Genomic DNA, 25,435 nt, shown 5'->3' with positions numbered 1-25,435 from the left:
CCGACACCCCTTCGGAGTACCCCATGCACCCTCGGATCGTCCCTTTCGTCCCCTTCGCGCTCCTCATGGGTAGCCTCGCTGCCAGCGGCTGTAACAACAACAGCGGAGGCGGGGACGATCGCTACGGCGACGTTGGGACCAGCTTCGGCGACGGGGACGGCGACGACACGAGCGGCGACGGCGACGGCGACGACGGGCCCAAGCTCGACATGAACACCGACGAGACCTGCATGGAGGGGGTGCCGCTGCCCTTGAACTGCGGCGACGGCATCCTCACCGAAGACGAAGCCTGCGACGACGGCAACACCCAGGACGGCGACGGCTGCTCATCCGACTGCCTGTGCGTCGCCGCCGGGTGGCAGTGTCACCCGCCTGGCGAGCCCTGCCACCAGATCGCAATCTGTGGAGATGGCGTCGTGGTCGCCCCCGAGCCCTGCGACGACGGCAACAAGCTCGACGGAGACGGCTGCTCCGCGACCTGCAAATTAGAGCAGGGGTGGAAGTGCGAGGACGAGCCCAGCATGTGCGAGCCCACGATCTGCGGCGACGGCATCAAAGAGGGCGCCGAGGCCTGCGATGACGGCAACGCCCTGCCCTTTGACGGTTGCTCTTCGGTCTGCCAGGCCGAGCCCGACTGTACCGGCGACGGCGGGTGCACCTCCGAGTGCGGCGATGGCTTGGTCATCAACGAGGAGTGCGACGACGGCAACAACGTCAACGGCGACGGCTGCTCCTCGGCCTGCACCCTCGAGGACGGGTTCGAGTGCCAAGAAGAGGACTCGTGCGAGATGATCGACGGCGAGTGCGTGCTGCGGGTCCCCGCCGTCTTCCGCGACTTCAACGCGGGCCACTCCGACTTTGCCGTGCAGTGCGACGGCCTCCAGACCGGTGGCCTCGCCAACATGCTCGACGGTCAGGGCAAGCCCGTCCCCAGCAACACCCCCGTGTGCCAGAGCGCCAAGTTCTCCGAGTGGTACACCGACAACGAAAGCAACGCGACGATCGTCAGCGACATCGTGCTGTTCGACAACGGCGTGGGTGGCTTCGTCAATCGCTGGGGCCCAAACGGCGAGCAGTGGACCGCCTACGAGAACGCCATGTGGGCCGCCAACACCGTCGCAGAGTGCATGATGCAGGGCTGCGTCCCCTGCCCCTGGGACGCCAACGTCGGCTGCTTCGCCGACGAGGTCACCTACGACGGCCAGCCCTTCTTCTTCCCGATCGACGATCACCCCGACGCCCTGCCCGACCCGCGCTACGAGGCCAAAGTCGGCCCGTCCTACGGCTACCCCAACTGGCCGTGGGAGAAGGAGATCATCCCCGGCGCGGGCAACCACAACTTCCACTTCACCACCGAGGTCGTCTACTGGTTCCAGTACAACGCGGCCACCACCGCCCAGCTCGACTTCACCGGCGACGACGACGTCTGGGTGTTCGTCAACCGCCGGCTCGCCGTCGACCTCGGCGGCGTCCACGTCCCCGAGAGCGGCTCGGTCACGATCAACGCCGCCTCGGCCGGCACCTACGGGCTCACCGACGGCGAGGTCTACCAGATCGTCGTGTTCCACGCCGAGCGCAAGCAGGACGGATCATCGTTCCGTCTGACCCTCGACGGCTTCTCCAACACTCCGTCGAACTGCTTGGGCATCTGCGGCGACGGGATCGTCGTTGTGGGTGAGCAGTGCGACGACGGGATCAACGACGGCGGCTACGGCGAGTGCGGCCCCGACTGCCTGCTTGGGGGCTACTGCGGCGACGGGATCGTCCAGGACGAAGAGGACTGCGACGACGGCAACTACGTCAACGCCGACGACTGTCCAAACTCCTGTAAGCACATCTTCATCCCCTGATCTGGGGCCGAAAACCGGCGTCGGCAGGATTTTTCGCCGCGCCGCCGCGTGGTGTGCGAGGATTCGCGTGCCCATGCGAGTCAACTCCAAGCAACTGATCTGGGCGGGCGTGCTCGCTGGCGCAGTGATCGGGTCGACCGTGGTGATCGCAGCCGATCACCACGAGGCCGACACGACCTCGGCCGACGACGCCTCCGCCAACATTGGCGATCTCTATGCCTTCCACGCGGGTGGGCGGCTGACGCTGATCCTGACCTTCGATGGGTACAAGCTCAAGTCGGAGACGCCGAGCTACGACCCCGACGTGCTCTACGGCTTTCACATCGACACCAACGGGGACAACTCGCCCGATCAGGAGATCTGGGCGCGGTTTGGCCAGAACGGGGCTGGTGAGTGGGGCGTGTCGGTCGAGGGGATCCCGGGGGTCGAGGGTGCCGTGATCGGTGCTGTCGACGAGGTTGTCGTCGACGACGCTAGCGGGGCCCAGGTGTTTGCTGGGTTTCGGGATGATCCGTTCTTCTTTGATCTCGAGGGCTACAACGACACGCTCATGACGGGGCAGCTGTCGTTCGATGCAGCTCGGGATTTTGTTGCGTTCAAGAACACTGGCGCGATCGTCGTGGAGTTTGACCACGCAGGGTTGGGCAGCACGTCGCTCGCCGTGTGGGCGACCACTGGGAGGCGGGGATCATGAGCATCTATGGCTACGCGAAGTTCTTGGGGGTCATTCTGCTGATCGTGCCTGCGTGTTCGACGGAGGATCCTGTGCCTGAGGATCCCTACGTGTTCGCTGAGGATGCGGCGTCGGAGTACACGCGGGTTGATCGGACGGGCATGCCCGCGATCGGGGCGGTGGTGATCATGGATCGGCAGGCGTACAACGACGCAGATCCGAGCGACGACGCGGATGGGGTGTTCGTTGAGCAGATCACGGGGTCGATCACCGCGCTGCATGACGCGCTCGACGATGACCTGGATGGGCTTGGGTTGACGCCGTGTGCGCCGGAGGTGTGCGTGGCTCAGGCGGCGCCGCTGGTTGTGCCGGATACGATCAAGCTGGATCTGAGTGCGCCGGCGGGGTTTCCGAACGGGCGGCTGCTGACGGACCCGGTGATCGACGTGACGCTGTCGGTGGTGCTGTTGGATCTCAGCGTGGCCGGGCAGAGTGTGACGAGCTTGGTTGGGGTTAATCCGCCGGCGAATGATGTTGCGTTTGAGACGGCGTTTCCGTACCTGGCGCCGTACTACTCGGGGTGAGGTGGGGGGTCTCTGCTTTCGAGCTGGTTTGTCGCAGTATCCCGCTCATGTCCGGCACGATCTCCTGGCACGGTGTGATCACGTCTGTTCAGCCGCGTATTCGCAGGGGAGGCATGGGTTTCGGGTGAAGCTCGACGTTGGTGGGGAGGAGGCGACAGCGCACCGGGGGGGATGTCGAGGAGTGTTCATGATGCTACCCACGCCAAGCAAGGGCGCAACGCCGGAGCACAAGGTCCTTTGGGACGTCGTCACCGAGCACTGGGACGCGGCGGGGTTTGCCTTTGATCAGTGGCAGGATGCCCTGCACTCGCCGATCTACGTTCTCGACGAAGTCGCGCGCGGACCCGAGGCGGCATGGCGCACGCACTTGGGCGCGGCGCTGTTCCCCGGTCCCGCGGCCTTTGACCGTTTGTTGGCGCCGACGCTCGAGCGCCCTGACGAGAGCGACCCGTCGTTGGTGTGCTTGGCCGCGTTGGTCGCCCTGCGGTTGGATCGTCGAGAATCGCTGGCGCCAACTCTTTGGGAGTCGGAGGATTCAGCCTTTTTCGCGCTAGCGCGTGCCGTTGGGCTGGCTGCGAACCATCAATTCGACGCCTGGATCGATCACGCGTTTGGCCAGACTCGAGCTCCCTTGTACCGATCCCGGCTGCTGCATCTCGCCGCTGTCCGCGGTGTGCGACTCCCAGGGCTCTCCGCATCCCTTCAAAGTGCCGATCCCGCCGAAGTCGTGGCAGCCTCACTCGCCGCGCGCTGGGTCGACCGTAACGAGTATCTTCCGCTGCTCGAGCACGTCGTCGAAACCGGACCCACGCAAGCGTGGGTGGCATCCGTCGAGACTGCTTTGCGCTGGGGTTCGACGCGAGCGTTCGCTGCATGCCGTCGAGCGGCAAGTGCGCAAGACACCTGCAACGCGGCGGCCCTGCGATGGCTGGCCCTGCTCGGCGATCCCAGCGATCATGCTCTGATCGTGCCGGCATTGGACTGGCAAACGGTGCGACGCGATGCCATCCAGGCGCTTGGTCTGAGCGGCAACGTCGCCGCTATCGAGTTGTTGCTACCGCTGCTCGGACCGAGCGACGACGACGAGTGCGAGGCGCAGCTTACCGCCGAAGCCTTGGCGCGCATCACCGGCCTCGATATGCACGACGAGACTCTTCAGCGCGATCGCGTGGTGCTCAGCGATGCCCAAGAGGCGGAGGCCGCGTTGCCCCCGCTCGCTAGTGATGATCTGGAGGGTGATCTCGAGTTGGGGCCCGAGCACGTTTTGCCCGTGCTCGACCCGGTTGCGGCAGGCGCATGGTGTGAGCGCGTCGCGGGTCGTCTCGACCCCCGGCATCGACACACATACGGGGACGCCGACACGGCCCACACGCTCGTGCTCCACCTGCGAGACGGAAACATGCGCGATCGCCATCATTTTGCGGCGAGCTTGGCCGTGCGCTCGGGCGACCGATATCGAATTCACACCGACGCGTTGAGCAGCGACCAACTCGACCAGCTCGCGGCACTCGAGGGCTGGCGCGCCAGCGACATCAATGTACGTTTCAGCAGGTGGTGACGTCCATGCAGATTGCAGCCAACACGACGGGCATGACCGCGGGAATGAGCGTTGCCACTGACAAGCACGGGCACGACTACTGTGTGGTGGTGGTCAAGGGCACATTCGACACTGACGCGCGCGGACACATGACTCTCGCGGGCGAACAAGCGCCGCTCATCCTCACCGACGAGCACTACGGCGATCCAGAGATCAGTTGCATCCGCTACGAGTGTGAGTTCGCGCCCGAGAAACCCCACGCAGAGGTGCTGGTCGTCGGCAAGGCGATACCGCCGGGAGGGCGCCCAGCATCTGCCACCACGGTTCGCCTCGACGTCGAGGGCTGCACCAAGGACATCCGCGTCACGGGTGAGCGCCGGTGGGTGCGTTCACTCGGAGGGGTGGTGCCATCGGCGCCGGTGCCCTTCACGGAAATGCTCCTGACCTACGATCGTGCGTTTGGAGGGCAAGATGACAGCCGAGGACAGGGGGCGGTCGCTGTCGAAGCGCGTAATCTGCACGGCGTCGGCTACAATCCCCATCGTACGGTCGCGCAGCTCGACGGCTCGCGGCTTCCGAACCTAGAGCGCCCCGACCAACCCATGACCGGACCACGCGACCGCCTCGATCCCGTCGGGTTCGGGGTCCTCGGCCGGGCCTATCAGCAACGCCTCGCATATGCTGGTACCTACGACCAGCGCTGGCTCGATGACGTATGTCCGTTTTTGCCCGAGGATTTTGACGCGCGCTATTTCATGAGTGCGCCCCAAGACCAGTGGTTTCCTCACTTTCTCGGCGGTGAACGTATCCGCTGCGTGCACATGGCAAACGAACCGGTTGTCCAGTATGTGCTGCCGTCGATGCACGTACCGATTGCGTTTTGTTTTCGGGACCGCGAGATCGTGCAGCTCGGGATCTGCGATACGGTCCTCGTCGAGCCTGCTTGCCATCGCGCGATGTTGCTTTGGCGAACCCGTGTTCGATTGGGCAAGAAGCTCGGTGACTTGAGGAGCGTCCTCGTCGGCCCGCAGCCCCCCAAACAGGCACCGCTGCTCGGCTATCGCGGCGGCAAGCCCCACTTCCGCACCCTCGGAAGTGCGCTCGCGTGGATCCGCGAACGCTCACGCACGGATCAGACATGAGCACGCCGCTCTACATCCACAGCGTCGGCTTGGCCTGCCCGCTCGGCTTGACCGCCGACGCCGCCTGTATCGCGATTCAGACCGGACTCACCCGCCGCGAGGAATTGGCCTTCGTCGGTCTCGACGGCGAGCCGATCGTCGGCTCCTTTGTCGGACAGTTTGAGGAGGGTCTCACCGCCCGACAACGCTGGATCGCGCTGCTTGGACATGCCATCGAAGACACCATGCGTGGGATGCCGCGCGGACTACTCGAGCAGCTGCCCATCGTCTGTGCCCTACCTGATCAGCCAAATCTACCGACCTTGCGAGTCGACACGCTGGCGTCCCGCGTGGGTGCGGCAGTCGGCATGCGCCTCGAAGTGGGAGCCTTTCAGACCCTTGCACGAGGCGCCTATGGCGGTTTTCAAGCGCTCGCCCACGCCCGGTCCATGCTCCTCGCTACGCGCCGAGTTCCGGCGGTCTTGGTCTGCGCCGCCGACTCGCTCATCGGTGCCCGAAGCTTGATGCAGATGCAAGCGACTGGCCGGCTACTGAGCGTGAACAACTCTGACGGTGTGACGCCCGGCGAGGCAGCGGCCTGTCTGCTGGTCAGCACCCAGCGCGCGGGTGCAATCGCGGTTGTGAATGGCATCGGCTTTGGAGAGGAGCCGGCCCTGCCGGCGAACGATTTGCCGCTGCGGGCAGACGGCGTGGTTGAGGCGGCCCGAGGGTGCTTGACCGAGGCCGCGCGGGCCATCCATGACCTGGACTTTCGGCTGTCAGACGCCGCCGGCCAGGGCTACCACTTCAAGGAGCAGGCGCTGCTGGTTTCACGGATGCTGCGCCAGCGCAAGCACAACTTCCCGCTGCAGCTCCCCGCTGCTTCGTTGGGGGACGTCGGCGCAGCGGCAGGCTTGTGTGGGCTCAGCTGGGCGACCACAGCATTTCGCGCCGGGTACGCCCCTGGCGCGCGGGCCATCGCCTTTGCCGGGGATGGCCACACAGGGCGAGCGGCCGTGGTACTAGATGCGACAGGGAGCGAACGATGAGCAAGAAAGTCTATGCGAACGGAAACTCGATCGCCTGCAAGGCGGGGGACGCAAAGGTAGTGGCCGCGTTTCCCGACGTCTGCATGAGCCCTCCGGCGCCACCCACCGGCCCGTTCCCCGTCCCGTATGCCGCGACTTCATTCTCCAAGGACCTGAAGAAGGGCAGCAAGCACGTCCTCATCGCCGGCAAGCCGATCGCCCTCGCTGGTCAGAGCTTCTACAAGACATCGCCGTTGGGGAACGAAGCTGCGACGAAGAACTTCGGTGCGTCGGTCCTAACCCACCAGGTCACGGGCGCATCGTATTTCTCAGGCCACTCCTTCGATGTCAAGGTGGAAGGTAAACATGTATGTCGCCACATCGACCTGATGACTTCCAATCACGGAAGCTACCCCGGCAACACGGTGCCGATGCCAAATATGGAGGACATGACCATCTTGGCGCAGCAGCGAATCGCAAAAGGCCAGTGCGCTTGCTGTGGTGGGATGAAACATAGCGATGACACCGGAAAGCCCATGGGACGCGACGACTGGTACAATGACAACATCAACAAGCAGGCACTGGAGCGACAGACGAATTCCGGGTTGAGCGATCACCAGCGAAGGCAGTGGGCGAAGGGCCAGAAGCAAAAATACCGGTCGCTCATCGCCCAGGCGAAGGCCCGGCCGGGCTGCACGTGTGCTCAACCCACGAGGGTGTTGCCGGAGCCTCCCTGTGACGTGTTCTACGGTCGGTCGCCGCCTGGTCCGTCGCGGACGTCACGAGCAACAAAGATCAAGAAGTCTTGGGACGAATATCGCCGTGACTACCAGAAGAAGGCGAAGATACCTTCGGCGCGACGTGTGATTCGAACTCTCAGCGTCGAGTTTCACCGTGCCCCAACCCAAGCAGAGATCCTCCGCGAGCGCCGAGTGAATCACCTCACTCCCAAAGCCGCGGGCGGGTGCCCCACGGGAGACATCTCAAAACCCGACAACGGCAACCTTCAAGCCAACTATCTGCTGTGCCCGGCGTGTCGCATGATTGACGAGGGGTTCGGCGAATTTCAGAACTAGCGAAGGAGCAGGTACAGATGTCACCGCACGACAAGAAGTACGAGTTCGACGGATTCAAGTGGGAGGGCAACGGCTACTTCGGGTGCCGGCGCCCCCCAGCGGGGGCGACGTTTCCTCAGAACCCACGCAAGCAGCCCTGGTACGCCCTGGCGGTTGCGCTCGAGCAAGCGAAGCATGGAAACCTCACGAACGTCCCCCGGCTCTTGGAGGTCGCAGACAAGGAGATCGACGGCGTCTTGGACCATGCCTGCGCCCAGATTCTCGGCGACGCCGGTCCGACTGCCTGCTACCCAGAGCTAATCGAGGTGATGCGTCTGAACGAAAACTACGAGTTCACATTTTCGATTTGTGATGCGTTGAGTAAACGAGGTCGCCTCGGCGACATCCCTCTCCTTCTCGATGCATTTGAGGCCAACCAGGAGAATGGTGACGCAGAGATCATTCCTATCGATATCGCCGATATGCTCGACCCGGGAGACTATTCGATTCCCATTGCTCCGGACGAGTGCGGCGGCATGACCCGCTACCGCGAGGTCATCGAGCGCACGTGGCGAGACCTGGCCGAACGCCTTGGAAGCGAGGACGCACTCGTGCTTCGCGGGGGACTACTCGATGTCCGCTCACTCGCCAAGCTCATGCATCACTACGCGAAGAAGCCCGTCTATTTCCCAATCGACCTCCGCCGGAAGTTTGAGGCGATGACAGGCATCGACTGCACCGCGTTCTATGAGAACCGTGGGTTTTGTCCGTTGCCCGCCATGGCTATCGTCGAGGATTTTCTGGACAGCCCGCAAGTCGAGAACTTCCAGCCGGGTGTTCGCTACTTTTTTGGTCACCGCGTGCCATGAAGGAGATTCTCCGACACAGGTGAGTGATCGGACGCAGCTGCGCGAGGTGACCCAAAACCTGAGGCAGCGCGGCGACGCGCATCGTTTGCATGAAGTCGAGCGCGGCGGCCCTACGAGCCGAAGATTTTGCCGCTTGTCGCGGTTCCGACTGCCTCTAGTTTTTTTTCATGATCACCAACACAGTTCTGGCGTTGGCGCTCTCGTCGTCGCCGACTATCCACCCGCCACCGCTGATCGTCGCGGACGACTACACGACCCAGGACGGTCACCGCACTCGATGGGCATCGGTGACGTACACGGATCAACGGTCGTGCGAAGGTGCTCACGGTATTCGGCGAACGCAGCTATGACGGGATCGTGCAGTTGGGCACCAGCTCCCCGGCCGAGTTCACGTCGTGTCCGATCCGCTACGAACTCGCGTTTGGTGGCACGGATACCGCGGATCCAGACCCCAAGCGACAGCGACTCGATCCCAGGAACCCGATCGGCCGAGGCGAGGCCAACTCCTTGGCAGCCCTTCGCGGCAAGCCGGCCCACCGCATCGAATACCCAGGCGCGAGCCCGGTACGCAGCGGTCCCGCGGGATTCGGCGCGCTGGCCAGCTATTGGTCACCACGGCTCGATCTCGCAGGAACCTACGGCCAACACTGGGAGCAAACCAAGCGCCCGCTGCTGCCCGACGACTATGACCCACGCTGCTTGTCATGTTCCCCCCAAGACCAGCGCCCACCGGGGCAGTGGCTCATTGGCGGCGAGCGCATCGAGTTGGTCAACATGACTCCGAGTGGCGCGCTGTCGTTTGAGGTCCCTGGCCATGTAGTCACATTCCGTAGCCTGTTCGGACGCAGGGCCCGGGAGCATGTCGGTCAGATCGCGAGCGTGGTGGTCGACGCCGAGGACTCGCGGGTGATCGTGGTATGGCATTCCAGCCTGGCCGTCGAGCCCGACAAGATCGACTATCTCGACAAGACCATCATCGAGGTCACGTGAGCCGCTCATGACGACAACAGCGCACATTTGCGCGATCGGGGCCCGAACGCCGGTCGGCCTGTTGGCCGAGACCTCCGCCGCCGCCGTCCGGGCGGGCATCTCGCGTATCACCGAACATCCCGTGCTGCTCGACCGCCACGGCGAACCCGTCTACGGCTGCATCGACGCCCAGCTCGACCTCGCACTCAATGGCGCGCAGCGGTTGCTCGCGCTCAGCCGCCCCGCGCTCACGGAGGTCTTCACCAAGCTCAGCGCGAACGTGCAGATAAACGGTTCCGTGGCCGTGTTGCTGGCGCTGCCAGAGCTGCGACCTGGCTGGGCCAACCACGACAGCGACGCGGTTGTACATGGCCTCACGGCAACGCAGGCGCCGGGCGTGGCAGCGCCTCACGTACAGGTAGTCGGCCACGGCCACGCGGGCGCCCTGCATGCGCTCGGGCTCGCCACACAACAGATCGAAGCCGGCGCGCTCGAGCTGTGCATCGTGGGTGGCGTCGACAGCTACTTCGATGGTCCGGTGCTCAACTGGCTCGACAAGCGCAGGCTGCTTGCCGGCAACTCGCGGGCGGGCTTCATTCCTGGTGAAGCGGCCGCGTTCACCGCTGTCGGCAGCGCCATGGCCCTGCGCGCGCTCGGGCTCCCCTCACTCGCCACGGTGCGAGGCTGGCACTCGACGATCGCAGCCGATCGTTCCAACGTCACCCCGGCCACTCCTGGCACCGCCCTCGCCGACGCGATCAACACCGCGACCCGCGGCCTGCAACCGCCCCAGGAGCGAATCAACGATGTATTGTGCGACATCAACGGTGAGCGCTATCGCAGCGAGGAGTGGGCGTTCACGATGTTGCACACCCACGCCCGGCTCGTCGACGGGACCCGCTACATCGCGCCGACCAGCGCGTGGGGGGACACCGGCGCCGCGACGGGCTCTTTGCTGTCGGCCCTCGCCGTGCGGGCGTGGGCCCGCGGATACGCGAGCGGGCCGCTAGCGATGGCCTGGGCCGGCTCATTCGGCGGCCTGCGAAGCGCGGTCGTCTTGCAGGCACCATCTGTCTAAACTGGAGCGCACGAGCCCATGTCCAGCGTCAGCGTCAATTCTCCCAAGACCCCCGTGACCGCGGGCAGCAACGGCATCGCGGCCGCGACCCTCCCCAACGTCTGCAAGATGCCGGGTCCGCCCGCGCCCTTCGTGCCCACACCGCTGCCCAATATTGCCAAGAGCGGGACGAAGCCAAAGGGCTTCACCAAGGACGTGAAGATCGAGGGCAAGACGATCGCGGTCAAGGGTGCGAGCTTCGGATCCCAGGGCGACGCGGCGTCCAAGGGTACCGGCGGGGGTGTGGTCTCGGCCAACACAGATGGGCCGGCGAAATTTGTTGGTCCGGGTTCGCTGGATGTCAAGGCGGAGGGCAAGAACATTCAATTGTTGAGTGATCCCATGGTCAACAATTGTGGGCCGAGCGGCAGTCCGCCCAACGCAGCTACGGCGGCAGGCATCATGCAACTCGCACAAGCGATGATGTATCCTGAGCAGGCCGGTAATACGACAACGGAGTGTACCAACTCATTCAACCACACCTGGGTTCACCGCGAGGCCAGCGGCAAAAAGCGGATGAGCCAGAAGATCGACGAAGCAGCGTCGCACCCACGAGTGGGCCCGCGATTCGAAGCCGCAGCTGCCGCGCATAACAAGGCGGCCGGCGATCTGACAAGGAGTTCTCAGTTGAGCCAAGACCCTCACGAGGAGAAAGTCTTCTGGAGGTGTTCGGAGTGCGACATCGAGCGTGAAGGTGACCAACTTCACGACGACCCCAACGGAGGCCCTCCGCAGGTGGTCGAAGTCAAGTGCAAGAACGAGATGAGCATGCAGGATGCGCGACAACTAGGGCGGAATATCCAGGCTGTCAAACAAGGTGGCGCGAGCGCGATCATTTACAAAGTTCCGGCTAGCGGAGGCGGCGATTTCCTATCCGCCCAAATCACTCGTCTCGGTGAGATTGCTGGCATGGCAATCCGTATCATCAAGGTCTGACTCATGGGCTACTCATTTGAAGCAAGGTTTTCACAAACTCGCCTCGATCTGGTTGAGCTTCTTCATCAAATCGACGATACTCTCCCCGGCTGCGGCCTGACTTTCACCGGATCTGCAGTCCAGCTATTTGCTCACAACGGTTGGCCAACGGTCGAAACCACAGAGTTCGCCGCCGTCGGCTCTTTGCCAGAAGTGGCGAGGATTGCGGGTTCCTGGTGGGGAGTCGGGCTCGAGTACGTTTCTCATGCACTACTCGATGGGCTCGGACGAAACACCGCAGCCGAGGTCTACGTCAACGTTTTCAGGGCTCCAGATCTCCAGTGGACGATGAGCTATCTAGAGTCGAGTGTAGCGGCCGACTATCGCATCGGGTCACCCGAAGCAGCCGCGAATCTCTCGGCTATGCAATTGGCCGTGTGTGAAGCCGGCGGATTCGACCTTTCGATCTACGATGAGGAGAACCACAACCGCGCCCCCGTGCCGACGCTTCGCAACGCCGAGGTAGCGGTCAAACGAATCGCAAGCGATCCAAAGCTAGGCGATCTGTCTGTGGCTGTATCTTCCAAGTTAATGAGCCACGAACGAGCTTGCAGCCTCGCCGGCCCTCGTGCGGAAGAAGTCAAGGTTTCGATAGCAGGCTACGTGCTGTTCCCTTTTCTCGCGCCAACCGTCGATCGTGGCTAGCCCGCCTACACAGTGAGCAACCATCTTAGGAAACGATGTTCGACTATCTGAAGACTGCAATCGTCGCGACCAGCGTACCGATGAACCCGGACGCACTATTGCTGGCTGATGCCATCGATCTACTCACTGAGCGGCACCAGTTTGGCTTCCTGGGCTACGGCGGTCTCGTCCGCACCACCGGTCTCGTCTGCCCGATCAGGCTCTACGCCGACCACCTGCGCCGCGACTCGTTGTGCCATCAATAGGGTCGAAGAGCTTGACTTTGTGGACGAACGGGCCGAGCCCGTCCCGCCGCTTCGACCCGTCGAAGCAATCGTCGACGGCAATCATAAACCGACCTCTGCTGCCGTACCCGGCAGCAGAGGCGCGCAGCGAGCTGGCGCCGCTCACTTCGAACGTTTGAGATCCTGCCCGATGAGTGCGGTGCTGTTGAACCACCCGCGGCTCTTGTTCACGTTGACCGCGTACCACCTGCTGCCCTTGACCTCGCTAACGGACCTGACCTCGACCAAGGATTTAGCGGGCACCATGACGACCTGAGCCAGCGCTGCCATGGGATCGGCCGGGTCTGGCGACGGCATCAATGGTGTCTCTTGGGTGAGCCGGAAGCGGTCCCCCTTGACCAAGCCCTCAGGGTTTAGGGTCTGAACGGGTTTGAGCTTGGCAGCAAGTGGGTACTTGAACTCCCAGGTCTGTTCGAGGTCCCCGCTCTCGCTTAGCTTGCAGGTACCCGAAGTTTTTGGCTCGCTGAGCCGGATCAACATCCAGACTTCGATCGCCTGACTGAACCTGTTGATCTCCTTGTCGATACCCATGGCCGCCCACTCCTCACGCTTTTCTTCAAAGCGCTCGAGGGCGGCCGTGTTGGAGAGATCGAAGTCTCGGCCAGTTGTCCAGTCCGCGACCTTGCTGTCGTCATCCAAGTAGTCGAGCGAGTAGGTCTCCTCGCTTCCGACCTCAGTGTAGTCGCGGGTCACTGTGATGCTGACCTCGACGTCCTCGGGTAGGTCGGTCTTGAGATCGACGTGAAGGTGGCCGTCTTCAAACTCGGCGGTGGCCTCGAACTGCGTGCACGCGAGACCCTTGGTGAGTGTCTGCGGGCCCGCGGTTTCCGGCGCCGGCTTCGCCCACATGTCCTTCCGCTCGAGGGGTGGCCCCACGTAGTGGTCCGGTCTGTCATCTCCGCAGCCCCAGAGCACGACACTGACGAGACATGATGTGGCTACGCGGAGACTCAACATGGGAGCCATGGTCGCAGGTCGGGTGCAGCACGTCGAGATCGACTTCGGGCGCAGACTCGAGCAGCCCGATTGCGCCCGTCATGGTTTGGCCCCCCTTCCTCGCCGCCTCCAGGCACTCAGGGTCGAGCGAGGGACCTCGAGCAGCTTCGCGGCGTTGCGGACTGAGCCGGCGTCGGTGACGACCTGGCCGAGCAGGTCGGCCGCCATGCGATCCCAGCTGTCGAGCTGAACCACATAGAAGTCGCGCACGCTGGGCAGGTCGATCGCGTTGTCGCCCGTGACGCCGCCACGCTCGACGGCTTCGGCCAGGTCGAGATACGCGGCGGCGTCGGGTAGGTCGCCGACCGCAGCGACGGGCCAGCGTGAGCACGCCGCGTCGCACGAGCCACGCGACAGCAGCCAGCAAACCCAGATGGTCAAGCTGTCGCGCGGCACGGCGATCACTGCCGACGCTCGCTCGATCGATCCAGCATCCCCGACGACTTGGCCGAGCAGATCGGCGACCATGCGCAACCACGGCCCGCGGTCGATCGTGTAGCGGCGGCGCAGTCGAGCCGGGTCGAGGGCGCCATCGCCAGCGATCGCCATGTCGCCGGCCGCTTCGACCAGATCGAGGTAGTCATCGCCGCGGAGGGTTCGCACGCTGAGCGTGAGCCCGACGCGTCGCACCGCGTCGGGCCGGAGAGCTGCGAACCATACTGCGGTCGCGTCGGTGCCGACCGTCGGACCCTGGACCCACGCGTCGAGCAGGTCCGCCGGGACGCCGAGCAGGACCAGCGCTTTGCGAGTCGAACCCGCATCGGCCGCGAGCTGGGCGAGCAGCTCGTCGATCATGCTCTCCCACGAGCTGAGCCCGATCGTGTAGCGCGCACCCAGCACGCCGGGCACGAGTCCGCCGTCGCCCGCAACCGCGCCCCGCTCGACGGCTTCGGCGAGGTCGAGGTAGTCGTCCCCGCTCAGTCGTCGCCCCGTTGCCGCCGGAGCACGGCCACGAGCTGAAACAACGCCTCTTGCACTTCGGGGGTCACGCCCGCGAGCGCATCGCCCAGCTCCCGCGCGGCTTCGCGTTCACCGAGGTCGAAGCTGTCGAACAAGGCGGAGAGCTGCATCTGCAGCCCCATGCAGAGCTTGCGCAGCGCGTCGAGCGACGGCGAGAATGTGCCTCTCTCCAGTCGTCGGATCGTGTCGGGCGAGAGCTGGGAGCGCTCGGCGAGTGCTTCCTGCGTCAGCCCGCGGGCACGCCGACACGACTTCACGTGCCGACCGAAGCGGCGATCGGACTCGACTCGCGCCGGTTGTTCGGCGGCTTGCTGGTCGCTCACGAGGACACCTCCTCATCCACTCGCGAGTTGATGGAGACGAGTCCGCGGTGATCCACGAGGACATCGGATGCCTGCTCGGGGACACGGCGGACCCTGCGATCCACGGTCTGGTTGGCTGCGTCGTTGCTGAACATGGCTCGACCCACTGATCCCGTCTTTCTTCTACTATCATGAATTTAGTAAGATGTGGAGGGTTGTGCAAGGCGACCTAGACCCGTACTCTGGGACGGGTACGCTGCTCCTCGTGTCGGGAGTGGCCAGGCGAGCGCAGGCGCTGATGGACCAGATTCGACGCCGGCTCGTAAAACTCGCCGAGATGTCCCCCGCCGAGCTGGCGGAGATGGGCGCCGGCCTCAACGCCGAGCTTGGCTCGCTCGCCGACATGGTTGCGCGGGCGCAGGGGTTGACGTCAGCCGAGGATCCGCTGGGCGGGACCTACCGCCAGGAGATCGCCAACCTGCGCAACTGGCTGCGGGCTCAAGACGAGTCGCCGGACTGCCCGGTCGCGCCGGAGCTGGTGGCCGCTTGGCTCAAAGAGCTGGCGCGAGATCGCGCCGCCGTCACGATGGGCCGCTACGTCGCAGGGATCCGAGCGTGGCATCGCGCCGAGGGACACGCGGACCCGACCGAGTCGGACGAGGTTAGGGAGGTAATTGCGGGGTTGGACACTGACTAGCGCCGGAAGGTCTGCAATGGGCAATCAACATCACGGGTTGAACAAGCATCTACGCCTCCCGCACTACCGCGACCACGAGCCGGTTGCAGTGCGACGAGTCCCGGGTGGCCGAGAATATACACTCCTCGTCGTCGGGCTGGCTGTCACTCATGTCGTTAGTGGCGAGGATGAGGCATCAGCCCCAGACCTCAAAAACTTCATGAATTCCGTCTATTCTGAACTCGCTAAACAGTGGGTTCAAAGGTACTGGATGAGAGTGCTCGAAAACGGTGGCATCTTTAGGGCCGATCGTGGGTCGGGTACGACCATATGGCTTGAAGTCGCAGGCGTCTCGATGCTGTTGACCTGGGACGACGGCACGGTAATCGCCGACCGGCTTGAGGAGCGCGGACACGCTTGGGATGCAGCGCTTATCCGTGAGCGGATCGAGGCCGCACGCCTATGGGACGCGAAACAAGAGGCAGATCGGACTTACTGGGCCGCTGATGGTAGCGCTGACGAGCCGGACATACCGTCGTAGTCAGTCACCCGCCGATCTCGGCCATGAGTCAGCGCGTGCGACGCTGATCGGGCCGTCGCAGCAGGAGAGCTTCGCGGCGCAGGTTCGTAGCTCATCGGCCCGGCGAAGCAGGGCCAAGTGGCCGATCTGCACCTTCATGTATGCCAAATAGGACCGGCCACCGCTCGCCGAAAGCCGGCTCGCTGCGTTCGACCTAACGGACCCATGGGCGGGCCGGGTCTCGTGGCCGGCGACGAGGACTGCTGTTGCTCGTCGTTTTGCCGCAGTGCAACCTCGAGTGTGTCGAACGGCCAACGTTTCCTGAGCAGCGCGAAGTCGCGCTAGGCCGTCAACCTTTCCCGTCGGTTTGGCTTGAGTTAGGTTAGGTCGCCAACCTCCCACCCTCGCCGCTGCGTAGTTGGATGTTGACAAGCTCCCAAAGGTAGTGCAAAGGTGAAGGGGTTTGTTCCATATCCCCGGCAGTGACCTCCCATGCGCCCAAACATGACCGCCATTTTGCTGTTTAGTATACCCTTCAACACGGGGTGTTCCTCGTTAGATAGGCCGACCACAGTGATGGGAGAAAAGGGAAAGGATTCCTGCGAGAGTTCGTTTGTTTACGATGAAGCGTTCGTCGGTGTCCCCGTGACGATTGCGCACCAAGCATGCGAGTGTTCATGGAACATAGGCCTGCTGGCGGATGGGAGGGCGAGTGCTCGAAATGCTCGATTGGGCACCACAATCGCTGGGGCGATTCTGATAGCAGCCGGCACAGCAACCACGACGGCGATCGGAATGTCCGGGCTACCCGAGGACGACCGTGAAGTCGGGGTTGCGACGGTGGGAGGGCTCACGGCCGCTAGTACACTAATGACGACGCTTGGTGCATTGATCCCAAGCGAAGAGAGTTATTCGTTGGCACACCAGAAAGCGTACGAGGAATGGACCGCAGGTTATGAGGCGGTCAACAAAGCTCTATTGTGCAATCAATCGCTCGCTCTGATGAGTAAGAAGCCCGACACCGGTGCGGTCACCACGAACACAGATGCCGTCACCACGAACACAGATGCCGTCACCACGAACACAGATGCCGTCACCACGAACACAGATGCCGTCACCACGAACACAGGTGCGGTCACCACGGACACCGGTGCGGTCACCACGGACACCGGTGCGGTCACCACGGATACCGTGAGCACTGGTGCCAACGGCACCGATACCGGTGCCCGTCGGTGCGGAGACACGATGGAACTCTGGGCTACCGCCAACCGAGCGTTCCTCAACTGTGCCAAGGTTTCAGTGTCCAATGCTGCATCCACGAAGTCCAAATGATCTCGATATGAGCGGCCAGGTCCCTGATCTGGACGCGGATGTCTCGCACTGGGTTGGCCGACGGAGCTGATGCGAGAAAGAGGATCGAGAACTGGTGCGGCGCAAGCATCGTGTCGCCCGAACCGGCTGGCAAGGATGCATGATGTGCTACTTCGGGATCTGCCGTGTTGCTTGTCGACTAATAGGATACCAGTTTGGATCTACATTGGCCGTGCAGCAGACGGAGTCTGCGATTGCCGATTTAGGACGCCAAGCCAACACCCAGACGGGTCCCAGCACTACCCGACGCGCCAGCTTGTCCCAATGCCCCATCCCTGAAATACTCCCCTCCTCACCTTGGCCGATGACCATTGAGGACACGCTGCGAACCCTGCTCCGCGAAGAACTCCTCGCGGTCAAGCAGGATATCCTCGCCGAGGTCCGCCGCTCCCTCCCCTCCTCCGACCCCACCCTCGAGTACCTGACGACCGAAGAGGCCGCCGAGCTGGCCCGTGTCACGCCAGCGACGATCCGCGAGTGGATCAAGACAGGCGCCCTCCGCGAGCGCCGTGCGGGCAACAAGCTGCTTATCAAGGCCAGTGAGCTGCACGCCCATCTCGCCGGCGATCTCACCCCCGATGAAGACCTCGTCGTCGCGCGGGAACTCGCCAGGCTGGGTTTGCGTTAGTCTCCAGCCATGGGTTCTGTCTATCCACGAAAAGACTCCCCCTACCTCTGGTGGGCCTACCAGGGCCCCACCGGCAAGCGAGTGGTGAGCCGCTCGCCCTACCGCAAGGGCCAGGAGCGATCCGCTCACCGAGCGCTCTCCAAGATCGAAGCGGCGATCGCCTCGCGCCAGGCCGACGTCGCCTCGGACCAAGTCCCGACGCTAGCCGAATACGCCGATCGATGGACCGCCGCCCGCAAGGCCCGGGGCATCCGCAGCCACCAAGAGGAAGCCCGCCACCTGCGGCTGCACATCCTCCCCCGCTTCGGCGAGCTCCCCGTCACGGGCGTGACCAAGGCCCACATCAAGGAGCTGCTCGCGGCCCTGCGTGAGCAAGACAAAGCCCCGCGGACGATCCGCAACATTCACAGCACGGCCCGCTCGCTATTCAACGACTTGCTCGACGACGAGATCGTCGAGACAAACCCCTGCGACGTTCACCGCAAACACCTCGGCCGCAGCGGCGACAAAGATCCAGAGTGGCGATCGTCCGCACTATACAAGCGCGACGAGATCATACGATTGATCAGCGAACCCCTGATCCCGCCGGATCGCCGCGTACTCTACACAATCAGCTTCCTGACCGGCCTGCGACTCGGCGAGGTCGCGGGGACCTGCTGGCGTCACTGGATCCCAGCCGAGCCCGCGTCAAAGCTGCTGATCGCCCACAGCTACGCGAGCTCGACCAAGACCGACACCCCGCGCGAGGTCCCGGTGCACCCGCTGCTCGAGCTGGTCCTACAAGCCTGGCGCGAGCACGGCTTCGAGCAGGCGATCGGCCACGCGCCACAGCCCGATGATCCGCTGATCCCAAGCCCGCGATCACTCGGCGGCAACGGCTCGCACCGTCACCGCAAGGCCGGCACGATGCGCACCAAGAACCAGGTCGGCAAACGCTTCACGCGTGACCTCGAGCTCGCCGGCATCCCCCACCGCCGCCTCCACGACGCGCGCCGCACCTTCATCTCGCTGGCCCAGGCCGACGGCGCCCAGCGTGAGCACCTGCTGCCCGTCACGCACTCGAGCGGCTCGACGCGCGCGGCGTTCGACCTCTACACGACGATCCCCTGGTCGACGCGCAGCAAAGCAGTCGCCCTCTTCCGCCCGGTTCCAACCTCCAACTACAAAGAGTTGGCAAGTCGGATCCTGGCAAAAGAGGGCTGCTACGCGAGCTGCTACGTAGCAAAGCAAGTCCCTGAAAATACAGGGGAAAAGGTAGTGGAGGCGCCGGGAGTCGAACCCGGCAGATGTGTCCACCCTAACCCCGCGATATCGCACGTCTTTCGCAGGCAAGGGCTCGAAATCACTCAGGTTCTAATAATGCGGTGAGTGCTCGGGAGTCCTCCCGATTTCTCCGCGATCCGCCCTGGTTTTGGAGACGAGTTTGGAGACGGGGCGGCGAAACTAGGCGCGGGGGCCGCGAAACTGGGCGCCGGGCATCACTCCCGAGTTCTCCGCGATCTACCTCTGGTTTTGGAGACGAGTTTGGAGACGGCCAGCGAACTCAGCGCCGTCTTCGTCGACACAATCTCCCCTGGATCACGTATGCGCTCGTCGTGATTTACGTAGAATCGAACAAGCCAACCTGCGGGCTAGGCGGATCGCGTGCGTAGAAGTCCACAGGATCGCGCGCGCGTAACCCGGCTTGGTTGGCGAGGCTGAGTTGCTTCCGGTCGTGGGTTATCAGTAGTTCGACACCATGGGCAAGACACGTTCCGATGATCATCGCATCGAACTTCACAACCTTTTTCGGGTAGCCCTTCGTGGCAAGTCCGGCACGATTCCCTATGGCATCCGCCATGGACCTGGCGCCGCGGATGTCAAAACTGAGGATGTCCAATCGCGGCAGCGTCAGCAAGCTGTCGTCACCATAAATGAGTCTCTCCCCCAACGCGGCCGCGGGGACAAGCAGGACCTGCCTCTGAACGATGTGCTCGATGAGTTGCCGGCATTGGATGAAGATCCTGTGGTCCTCGTCGAATGCGGCGGCCAGCACAGATGTGTCCACCGCTATCCGAGCGGGTAGATCGCCGTCAAGAATCACGATCCATCACCCTTTGATTCGGCCCCAGCCTCAGGTTCTCCCGGCATTTCTTCATCAACTTGCGTAGGCCAGTTCTTCACCCACCGCTCCAGCTCCGCCATGGTATCCAAGTTAGGATCGATCGGCGCCCACGACACCAACTTTGCACGTCGGATACGGAAGTTCTCATCGAACCATGCGCGCAACTGAATGTGGAGGTCGTGATAGAGGTACGCGCTCAGGTCGCGAGCTACGTTCTCGTCACCAACGGTTACAGAGATCAAGTCTTGGAAAGCGGTCGAAATCTGGATTTTCGGCTCTACGCCGCCAGCTCGGATCAGCCGACACCGGAACCCCATTGACGCTGACGCGGCCGGCGCGACCACGCTCGGCGCCCGTAGTTCAACCACATGCTCGTGAAGTCGAACCGACGCCCGCTGCCCCTCTGGGACCTTGCGCAACACGCTGCGTAGGTTGTCTACCGCTGCCCCCGCTCCGCGGGGCACCGGCTTCACACAGGCCACGACGAGACGTAGCTCCTCAAGCATCGGTTCGAGCTGCTCAAGTCCTTCGTCGACACCGAAACTGATGGCTGCGCATTTGTCGATCACACGGACGCCCACTAGCCGTGTCGGTCCGTAGCCCCGCGCGTCAAGAAGCCGGTCGATGGACTCGACAGACGCACTCGCCAGTCGAACTAGGACGTTCGCGTCCACTGACTCCGGCGAAACGCCTGGGCCGTCGAGCTCGACTAGCAGCTCAGGTGTGCGCCCATGCTCCATCCTTGACAAGAATACCTCAGTCTCGCCACGTCGTCGGTGCGCGAATGTCGCCGACGCGAAACTCTCGAGGATCCGGTGCTTGTCCGCGACTGCCGATTGGAGGTTGCAGCGCCTGCATGCGACATCGAGCGCGCTTCCCTTGTCGGATGATCCTGGACGGGTCAAACTGGAGAGCTGGACATCGCAGTGCCTGAAGGTGCGAACTCCCAAGGCTGCGACGTCGAGCAAGCGCTCGCCAGCTGGTGGCCGATGCGGCGGATCGACCAAGACTGGCGGGTCGGCCCCAAGTCGGCGATGCTCCAGGGCGCGATCGACAACGTGCACCACGTCGACGTCCAAGCTGCGAGCCCCGTCCTCTCGACCCATGGTTCACGAAGTGCCCAACGAGCACATCCGGTCCTACCTCGACTACTACAGCACGATCGCAGGTCCGCCGGGCTTCGCCGTGCTCGTCAATGGCCAGTGGGGGGTGGGCAAGACCTGGTTCATCAAGGAAAAGGTCATCGGGAACGACCACGACGACTACCTGTACGTGAGTCTCTATGGCGTCTCGAGCGAAGAGGAGTTCTTCGAGCGTGCGCTCGTCCAGCTCAATCCCTGGCTTGAGAACGCGGGTATCGCCATCGCCGGGCGGTTGGTCAAGGCGTTGGCCACCATGGCGCTGTCGGTCTCCATCGGCGACGGAGGAAAGGTCGGCGGACGAGCAGACGCCGCAGCGGGACTGATCGCCGACGCCAAGCAGCGCGGGATCGACTCCGCCATCGACCGCCGCATCCTCATCGTCGATGACGTCGAGCGAAGCTTGATGGCGCCCCGACAGCTGTGGGGGCTGGTCAACGGCTTCGTCGAGCAGCGCGGCGCCAAGCTCCTCATCGTCGCCAATGATGACGAATTCGCCGATGTCGACGAATTTCGGCGGACCAAGGAGAAGAACATCGAAATGACGCTGACCGTTCAGCCCGATGTCGCCGGTGCCCTCGACAGCTTCATCTCGGGCCAGCCCGAGGCTGCGCGGGCGCTGATGATCTCGCGCAAGGACGACATCGCACGAACGTTTCGCGCGTCCGGGTACCACAACCTTCGAGTCCTGCGATTCGCTGTCCGCAACTTCGTGCGGATCCACGGCGCCCTATCGGACGAGGTACGAGGCAACGAGGCCGCGATCGATAGCCTGGTGCGCACGGCGTTTCCGCTGGCGTTCGAGGTTCACACGGGAGCGCTCGCTGGCAGGCTCGACGTGGGGGTGATCCGACGGCTCGCAGGCGTGCGCGACGACGACGATGGTGGACGGGGGGATATTGGCGAGATCGAGAAGAAGTACGGGCCCGCGTACCCGTTCACGGTGCCCTGCCCCAGCCTCGCGTGGTGGTCAGACCTGGTCTTCTCCGGCAAGCTCGACGCCGCGAAGCTAAACCGGTCGCTCGAAGCTCGGTTCATCGACATCGAGAACCAGCCCGACTGGAAGCGGTTGGCGAATTTCGCGTGGCTCTCGGATGCGCAATTCGAAGAGCTGCTCGAGCGAACCTGGAACGATCTCGTCGCGGGTGACTGTCGGGAGTTCGGGGCGCTGCTCCACGTGGCAGGCGTGCGAGTCTGGGCGGTGACCAAGGGGTTCATCGAGGGTGACATCGACGAGGTGGTCGCGCTCGCCAAGCGCGGACTCGACGGGCTCGACGAGGCCGCATACCTCGATCTAGCCAGGTGTCTGGCTCGACACGATCGAATCTTGGAAGCCTACGACAGCATTGCCTACGCGGGCCGTGACGAAGCCGGGTTTGCGGCGATTCAAGACCACGCTCGAACCCTGGCTGAGGAATTCGTCGCCGCGCGCGTCAAGCTGGAAGCCAATCGCTTGTGGGATCGACTCCAGGACGGCAGCTGTGCGGCGTTTTGCAGCGCGTTGGGTGTCGAACCGGGCGCGCTCGATCCTATCTTGCTGAGGGAGGACATCCTGTGCGAGCTTGATCCTCGGGAGTTCGCGGATCGAGTCGAAGGATTCGATGTGCAGGAGCAAGAGTCGCTCGCGTCCGCGCTGTGGGCTCGCTTCCACCGCCGAAAGAGCACGCGCGAACAGGAGTGGCTGGAGGCGGTCCTTCGTGAGCTCGACGGGCGCCCTGCGAAGATGCAGCGTCACTTCTCGAAGCAGCGATTACGGCGCGTGCTGGGCGAGGACTGACACGAGGGACGATAGGTCCGCCGCAAGAGTTGCGTCGATCTGGGCGGCAGTCGCCGCGCCTGCGTCCTCAGCTGGGCGAGCGTCCCGCGATCTTGTCACGCTCCGTGCCGATCTTCAGATCACCGAACCAAAACGGAGCTCACCTAGCGCCAGCCAAGGTCCGCGGGACCAAGCGTGTCCACCGAGACCGCTGCTCATCCGCCCAGGCAGCCAAAACGATAAACAGCAAGGCCCGGCGCCGCTATCGGCGCCGGGCCTTGCTCGGTCGCTACTCCCTTTGCGGAACGCCGTTCTTCTCCTGATACATCGAGATGATGTGACTCGCCTCGACTGCAGCCGCGATCACGTCTTCGGCGCTAGTAGCGCGTGCTGAGCACAGACCGAAAACGACGTTCATCCACCTAGGCAGCCAGCCCCAGCCGTGACACAGCGGGCACGGTGATTCGGGAAGCTGTACACAGTGACAGCACTCGACGAGCTCCGAATGCTGCGAAATATCACACCCGAAAAGATGCAACTCGGGTTGTGCGGGTTGAGCTGAAATGTTATTGATTTTTTGCAACGAAATCTCCTGACTTTGGTACTTGAGACGGACTTGCGACGTCCGTTTCGTGGCGGATTTGCCACATCCGCGCAGAGTACCATAAGCAGAAGTGAGGCGCAAGGTCCGCTTTGGATTTGCGCCTTCTTTTTTTGGCTCTTCGGTACGAGTCCCGCGATCATGTCGCGCCCTACGCGCAATGCGGGTAGCACAGCAGATCGTCGCCGCGGGAGAAGGCCATCTGCCTGACGCATCACGGCATCGACTGGTTGCCGACGATACGAGGCGACCGCTTGGCGCGTCGGTTGGATACCGCGGGTGTCCACTGGATCTCGCGTCGACACGTAGCGGGTCGCAACCTCGGGATCGCGCCATGCGTCCGGATCTCCGAACTCCGCCTGGTCGAACAACGGCCACGCCCCGAGCAGTTCTCTCCTCGCTGGCTTCCGTGATAGCGTCAGCATCATGCTATCGCCAGAACGAGAAGCCCTAATAGCGAACGAACTGAGGGTCGGGAAGGTCATCGACGCCACGATCGAAACGTGTCGGATGGAGTCCGCGCGCGCTGCGAGACTAGGAAGCGACGACATCGTCCGGATCCACAACCTGGCAATCTATGTATGCCTCTCGGAACGAGACCAGGGACTGCTCAAGATCGAAGCACTGCGAGCAGATGAGTCAGACCACGCCCGGCTGAGCCTTGTCGCGCGACAGTGGGCCACGCTGCTCTACGAGGTCGCGGGCGACATCCGTCAGAAGGCGTTCACGATGCCAATCCGCGAAACTATCCTGGCAATCGACCCGGGCGCCCAGTTTGAATTGAACGAGATCAACTCACTCGCCCAGCAGTTCTGGCACCGTCGTGGTCAGGAGTTGAAGCGTTGGCGTAACGCCGCGTGTGCTCATCGGGATTTTGATGCGTTGCTTCAACTGCATGTGGTCCAAGAAATCGATCTGCTGGCCGTCATGGATATCGCCGGCGAGTTCGCCGATGTACCGCGTCGGGTGGTGCCGTTCCTGACCAACGTCCTAGCGAAGACGGTCGGACTCGACGGCGCGCTCCGAGTCCTCGGCCGAGCTAGTCGCCTCGGTGGGGTCGAAACGTAGGGGCGACGCAGGAAGCCACGTCGGCTAGGCTCGGCCGCATGACCCTCAGTTTCGAGCTCGCAAACGGACTTGTCGGCATGGTTCGAAGTGCGACTTCTCGCTGGCCGGCCACCACCAGCGGCCGCACGGTGATCATCGCTGGCCGGCCACCACCAGCGGCCGCACGGTGATCATCTCGCTGACGAACAACCGGTAGAATCAAGCGAGGGCGTCCACTACGCTTCTGCGAGGCCGTGATAGCGACCCACGAGAAAGCCGACCACCGCGATCTGCGAGGGCCGGCCTTCGAGGAGCGGCTGCTATGCTCAGTGGAACCGGTTGCAATAGTCGGCCTGGACAGCCTCGAAGCGCTCGGCCGCCTCCTCGAGCGCAAGATCGACGCGTCACGCAGAGGCGCCCGTGTTGTGTGCGGACAACAGGATCCAGAGGAGTGCGTCAGCGTGGATCGTAGACATCGCTCGGAGTTCGGTGATCGCCACAGCGAACCGCTCGGCGCTATCTGGGCTCCAGTCAGCGGCGCTGGCGGCTTCAATGAGCCGGTGGCTGAGTTCTCGTGCGTGCTTGTCCAGGTTGTCCAGGGCTTCGTCATCCATGTGAATTTCCGTTC

The 25,435-nt window shown here is 63.4% G+C and carries 26 protein-coding genes; 20 read left to right on the top strand and 6 right to left on the bottom strand.

Annotated elements, in window-relative coordinates:
- Window positions 1-65: 65 nt before the first annotated feature.
- The 13 genes from ENSA7_RS32780 to ENSA7_RS32725 all read left to right on the top strand — a co-directional run bounded on the left by ENSA7_RS32780 (window position 66) and on the right by ENSA7_RS32725 (window position 12,668).
- Entirely contained in the window at window positions 66-1,850 is a 1,785-nt protein-coding gene (locus ENSA7_RS32780) for a DUF4215 domain-containing protein (RefSeq protein ID WP_244923988.1), read from the top strand.
- A gap of 73 nt (window positions 1,851-1,923) precedes the next feature.
- Complete coding sequence (locus ENSA7_RS45910; protein WP_106093344.1) at window positions 1,924-2,544, top strand: DUF4331 family protein; 621 nt, start codon at window positions 1,924-1,926, stop codon at window positions 2,542-2,544.
- Window positions 2,541-3,107: a DUF4331 family protein gene (locus ENSA7_RS45905; protein WP_106093419.1), complete on the top strand. Its 567-nt coding sequence runs from the start codon at window positions 2,541-2,543 to the stop codon at window positions 3,105-3,107. Before ENSA7_RS45910 ends, ENSA7_RS45905 begins: the two co-directional genes overlap by 4 nt.
- A gap of 187 nt (window positions 3,108-3,294) precedes the next feature.
- Window positions 3,295-4,665, top strand: a complete 1,371-nt coding sequence (locus ENSA7_RS32765) for a hypothetical protein (protein WP_146158407.1) — start codon at window positions 3,295-3,297, stop codon at window positions 4,663-4,665.
- A gap of 5 nt (window positions 4,666-4,670) precedes the next feature.
- On the top strand, window positions 4,671-5,786 hold the full coding sequence (locus ENSA7_RS32760) for a DUF2169 family type VI secretion system accessory protein (RefSeq protein ID WP_106093342.1): 1,116 nt from the start codon (window positions 4,671-4,673) through the stop codon (window positions 5,784-5,786).
- Window positions 5,783-6,814 (top strand): hypothetical protein, encoded by a 1,032-nt coding sequence (locus ENSA7_RS32755; protein ID WP_106093341.1) that lies wholly within the window; start codon window positions 5,783-5,785, stop codon window positions 6,812-6,814. Before ENSA7_RS32760 ends, ENSA7_RS32755 begins: the two co-directional genes overlap by 4 nt.
- A complete protein-coding gene (locus tag ENSA7_RS32750; protein ID WP_106093340.1) occupies window positions 6,811-7,869 on the top strand; it encodes a DUF4150 domain-containing protein in 1,059 nt (352 codons plus the stop codon). Before ENSA7_RS32755 ends, ENSA7_RS32750 begins: the two co-directional genes overlap by 4 nt.
- Window positions 7,870-7,886: 17 nt before the next feature.
- Window positions 7,887-8,717, top strand: coding sequence for a HEAT repeat domain-containing protein (locus ENSA7_RS32745; RefSeq protein WP_106093339.1), 831 nt, complete (start codon window positions 7,887-7,889; stop codon window positions 8,715-8,717).
- A gap of 300 nt (window positions 8,718-9,017) precedes the next feature.
- Window positions 9,018-9,707, top strand: coding sequence for a DUF2169 domain-containing protein (locus ENSA7_RS32740; RefSeq protein ID WP_106093338.1), 690 nt, complete (start codon window positions 9,018-9,020; stop codon window positions 9,705-9,707).
- Between the two features lie 7 nt (window positions 9,708-9,714).
- Entirely contained in the window at window positions 9,715-10,764 is a 1,050-nt protein-coding gene (locus tag ENSA7_RS32735; protein ID WP_106093337.1) for a hypothetical protein, read from the top strand.
- 18 nt (window positions 10,765-10,782) lie between these two features.
- Complete coding sequence (locus ENSA7_RS32730; protein WP_106093336.1) at window positions 10,783-11,739, top strand: PAAR-like domain-containing protein; 957 nt, start codon at window positions 10,783-10,785, stop codon at window positions 11,737-11,739.
- Window positions 11,740-11,742: 3 nt separating this feature from the next.
- Window positions 11,743-12,423, top strand: coding sequence for a hypothetical protein (locus tag ENSA7_RS42740; RefSeq protein WP_146158405.1), 681 nt, complete (start codon window positions 11,743-11,745; stop codon window positions 12,421-12,423).
- 35 nt (window positions 12,424-12,458) lie between these two features.
- Window positions 12,459-12,668, top strand: a complete 210-nt coding sequence (locus ENSA7_RS32725) for a hypothetical protein (protein WP_106093335.1) — start codon at window positions 12,459-12,461, stop codon at window positions 12,666-12,668.
- A gap of 141 nt (window positions 12,669-12,809) precedes the next feature.
- Here ENSA7_RS32725 and ENSA7_RS32720 read toward each other — a convergent pair whose 3' ends face one another.
- The 3 genes from ENSA7_RS32720 to ENSA7_RS32710 form a co-directional block, all read right to left on the bottom strand.
- Window positions 12,810-13,664 (bottom strand): hypothetical protein, encoded by an 855-nt coding sequence (locus ENSA7_RS32720; RefSeq protein WP_106093334.1) that lies wholly within the window; start codon window positions 13,662-13,664, stop codon window positions 12,810-12,812.
- A 78-nt stretch (window positions 13,665-13,742) separates the two neighbouring features.
- On the bottom strand, window positions 13,743-14,552 hold the full coding sequence (locus ENSA7_RS45535) for a hypothetical protein (RefSeq protein WP_244923987.1): 810 nt from the start codon (window positions 14,550-14,552) through the stop codon (window positions 13,743-13,745).
- 68 nt (window positions 14,553-14,620) lie between these two features.
- Complete coding sequence (locus ENSA7_RS32710; protein ID WP_106093333.1) at window positions 14,621-14,986, bottom strand: helix-turn-helix domain-containing protein; 366 nt, start codon at window positions 14,984-14,986, stop codon at window positions 14,621-14,623.
- Between the two features lie 316 nt (window positions 14,987-15,302).
- On the opposite strand from ENSA7_RS32710, the gene ENSA7_RS32705 reads away from it, so the two are divergent.
- From ENSA7_RS32705 to ENSA7_RS32685, 5 genes are all read left to right on the top strand, one after another.
- Window positions 15,303-15,662 carry a site-specific integrase gene (locus tag ENSA7_RS32705; RefSeq protein ID WP_146158404.1) on the top strand — a complete coding sequence of 120 codons (360 nt, stop codon included), beginning with the start codon at window positions 15,303-15,305 and terminating at the stop codon, window positions 15,660-15,662.
- Window positions 15,663-15,699: 37 nt separating this feature from the next.
- The gene (locus ENSA7_RS42735; RefSeq protein ID WP_146158403.1) at window positions 15,700-16,182 is read left to right on the top strand and encodes a hypothetical protein; all 483 of its coding nucleotides are present in this window, start codon (window positions 15,700-15,702) and stop codon (window positions 16,180-16,182) included.
- 483 nt (window positions 16,183-16,665) lie between these two features.
- On the top strand, window positions 16,666-17,493 hold the full coding sequence (locus ENSA7_RS42730; RefSeq protein ID WP_146158402.1) for a hypothetical protein: 828 nt from the start codon (window positions 16,666-16,668) through the stop codon (window positions 17,491-17,493).
- Between the two features lie 343 nt (window positions 17,494-17,836).
- The gene (locus ENSA7_RS44460) at window positions 17,837-18,160 is read left to right on the top strand and encodes a helix-turn-helix domain-containing protein (RefSeq protein WP_181234329.1); all 324 of its coding nucleotides are present in this window, start codon (window positions 17,837-17,839) and stop codon (window positions 18,158-18,160) included.
- 9 nt (window positions 18,161-18,169) lie between these two features.
- Complete coding sequence (locus tag ENSA7_RS32685; protein ID WP_106093328.1) at window positions 18,170-19,528, top strand: site-specific integrase; 1,359 nt, start codon at window positions 18,170-18,172, stop codon at window positions 19,526-19,528.
- 232 nt (window positions 19,529-19,760) lie between these two features.
- Here ENSA7_RS32685 and ENSA7_RS32680 read toward each other — a convergent pair whose 3' ends face one another.
- On the bottom strand, window positions 19,761-20,243 hold the full coding sequence (locus ENSA7_RS32680; RefSeq protein ID WP_181234328.1) for a type II toxin-antitoxin system VapC family toxin: 483 nt from the start codon (window positions 20,241-20,243) through the stop codon (window positions 19,761-19,763).
- On the bottom strand, window positions 20,240-20,833 hold the full coding sequence (locus ENSA7_RS42725) for a hypothetical protein (RefSeq protein ID WP_146158400.1): 594 nt from the start codon (window positions 20,831-20,833) through the stop codon (window positions 20,240-20,242). The genes ENSA7_RS32680 and ENSA7_RS42725 overlap by 4 nt, the downstream gene beginning before the upstream one ends.
- A 55-nt stretch (window positions 20,834-20,888) precedes the next feature.
- On the opposite strand from ENSA7_RS42725, the gene ENSA7_RS32670 reads away from it, so the two are divergent.
- Window positions 20,889-23,180 (top strand): P-loop NTPase fold protein, encoded by a 2,292-nt coding sequence (locus ENSA7_RS32670; RefSeq protein WP_146158399.1) that lies wholly within the window; start codon window positions 20,889-20,891, stop codon window positions 23,178-23,180.
- A gap of 1,006 nt (window positions 23,181-24,186) precedes the next feature.
- The gene (locus ENSA7_RS32665; RefSeq protein WP_146158398.1) at window positions 24,187-24,828 is read left to right on the top strand and encodes a hypothetical protein; all 642 of its coding nucleotides are present in this window, start codon (window positions 24,187-24,189) and stop codon (window positions 24,826-24,828) included.
- 383 nt (window positions 24,829-25,211) lie between these two features.
- Here the strand turns inward: ENSA7_RS32665 and ENSA7_RS32660 are convergent, their stop codons facing one another.
- Window positions 25,212-25,421 (bottom strand): hypothetical protein, encoded by a 210-nt coding sequence (locus ENSA7_RS32660; RefSeq protein WP_106093323.1) that lies wholly within the window; start codon window positions 25,419-25,421, stop codon window positions 25,212-25,214.
- Window positions 25,422-25,435 lie beyond the last annotated feature (14 nt).

The sequence above is a fragment of the Enhygromyxa salina genome, assembly GCF_002994635.1.
In the GTDB taxonomy this organism is placed as follows: Bacteria; Myxococcota_A; Polyangia; order Nannocystales; family Nannocystaceae; genus Plesiocystis; species Plesiocystis salina_B.
This window is presented reverse-complemented; position numbering and strand designations above follow the sequence as displayed.

Coding starts and splice junctions, on each gene's coding strand:
- ENSA7_RS32745 (WP_106093339.1), top strand. CDS start 7,887: ATGTCACCGCACGACAAGAAGTACGAGTTCGACGGATTCAAGTGGGAG.
- ENSA7_RS32760 (WP_106093342.1), top strand. CDS start 4,671: ATGCAGATTGCAGCCAACACGACGGGCATGACCGCGGGAATGAGCGTT.
- ENSA7_RS45905 (WP_106093419.1), top strand. CDS start 2,541: ATGAGCATCTATGGCTACGCGAAGTTCTTGGGGGTCATTCTGCTGATC.
- ENSA7_RS32685 (WP_106093328.1), top strand. CDS start 18,170: ATGGGTTCTGTCTATCCACGAAAAGACTCCCCCTACCTCTGGTGGGCC.
- ENSA7_RS32755 (WP_106093341.1), top strand. CDS start 5,783: ATGAGCACGCCGCTCTACATCCACAGCGTCGGCTTGGCCTGCCCGCTC.
- ENSA7_RS32670 (WP_146158399.1), top strand. CDS start 20,889: ATGGACTCGACAGACGCACTCGCCAGTCGAACTAGGACGTTCGCGTCC.
- ENSA7_RS32725 (WP_106093335.1), top strand. CDS start 12,459: ATGTTCGACTATCTGAAGACTGCAATCGTCGCGACCAGCGTACCGATG.
- ENSA7_RS42730 (WP_146158402.1), top strand. CDS start 16,666: ATGACCGCCATTTTGCTGTTTAGTATACCCTTCAACACGGGGTGTTCC.
- ENSA7_RS32660 (WP_106093323.1), bottom strand. CDS start 25,421: ATGGATGACGAAGCCCTGGACAACCTGGACAAGCACGCACGAGAACTC.
- ENSA7_RS45910 (WP_106093344.1), top strand. CDS start 1,924: ATGCGAGTCAACTCCAAGCAACTGATCTGGGCGGGCGTGCTCGCTGGC.
- ENSA7_RS42740 (WP_146158405.1), top strand. CDS start 11,743: ATGGGCTACTCATTTGAAGCAAGGTTTTCACAAACTCGCCTCGATCTG.
- ENSA7_RS32730 (WP_106093336.1), top strand. CDS start 10,783: ATGTCCAGCGTCAGCGTCAATTCTCCCAAGACCCCCGTGACCGCGGGC.
- ENSA7_RS32750 (WP_106093340.1), top strand. CDS start 6,811: ATGAGCAAGAAAGTCTATGCGAACGGAAACTCGATCGCCTGCAAGGCG.
- ENSA7_RS32665 (WP_146158398.1), top strand. CDS start 24,187: ATGCTATCGCCAGAACGAGAAGCCCTAATAGCGAACGAACTGAGGGTC.
- ENSA7_RS32705 (WP_146158404.1), top strand. CDS start 15,303: ATGTCCCCCGCCGAGCTGGCGGAGATGGGCGCCGGCCTCAACGCCGAG.
- ENSA7_RS32780 (WP_244923988.1), top strand. CDS start 66: ATGGGTAGCCTCGCTGCCAGCGGCTGTAACAACAACAGCGGAGGCGGG.
- ENSA7_RS32735 (WP_106093337.1), top strand. CDS start 9,715: ATGACGACAACAGCGCACATTTGCGCGATCGGGGCCCGAACGCCGGTC.
- ENSA7_RS44460 (WP_181234329.1), top strand. CDS start 17,837: ATGACCATTGAGGACACGCTGCGAACCCTGCTCCGCGAAGAACTCCTC.
- ENSA7_RS32765 (WP_146158407.1), top strand. CDS start 3,295: ATGATGCTACCCACGCCAAGCAAGGGCGCAACGCCGGAGCACAAGGTC.
- ENSA7_RS32720 (WP_106093334.1), bottom strand. CDS start 13,664: ATGTTGAGTCTCCGCGTAGCCACATCATGTCTCGTCAGTGTCGTGCTC.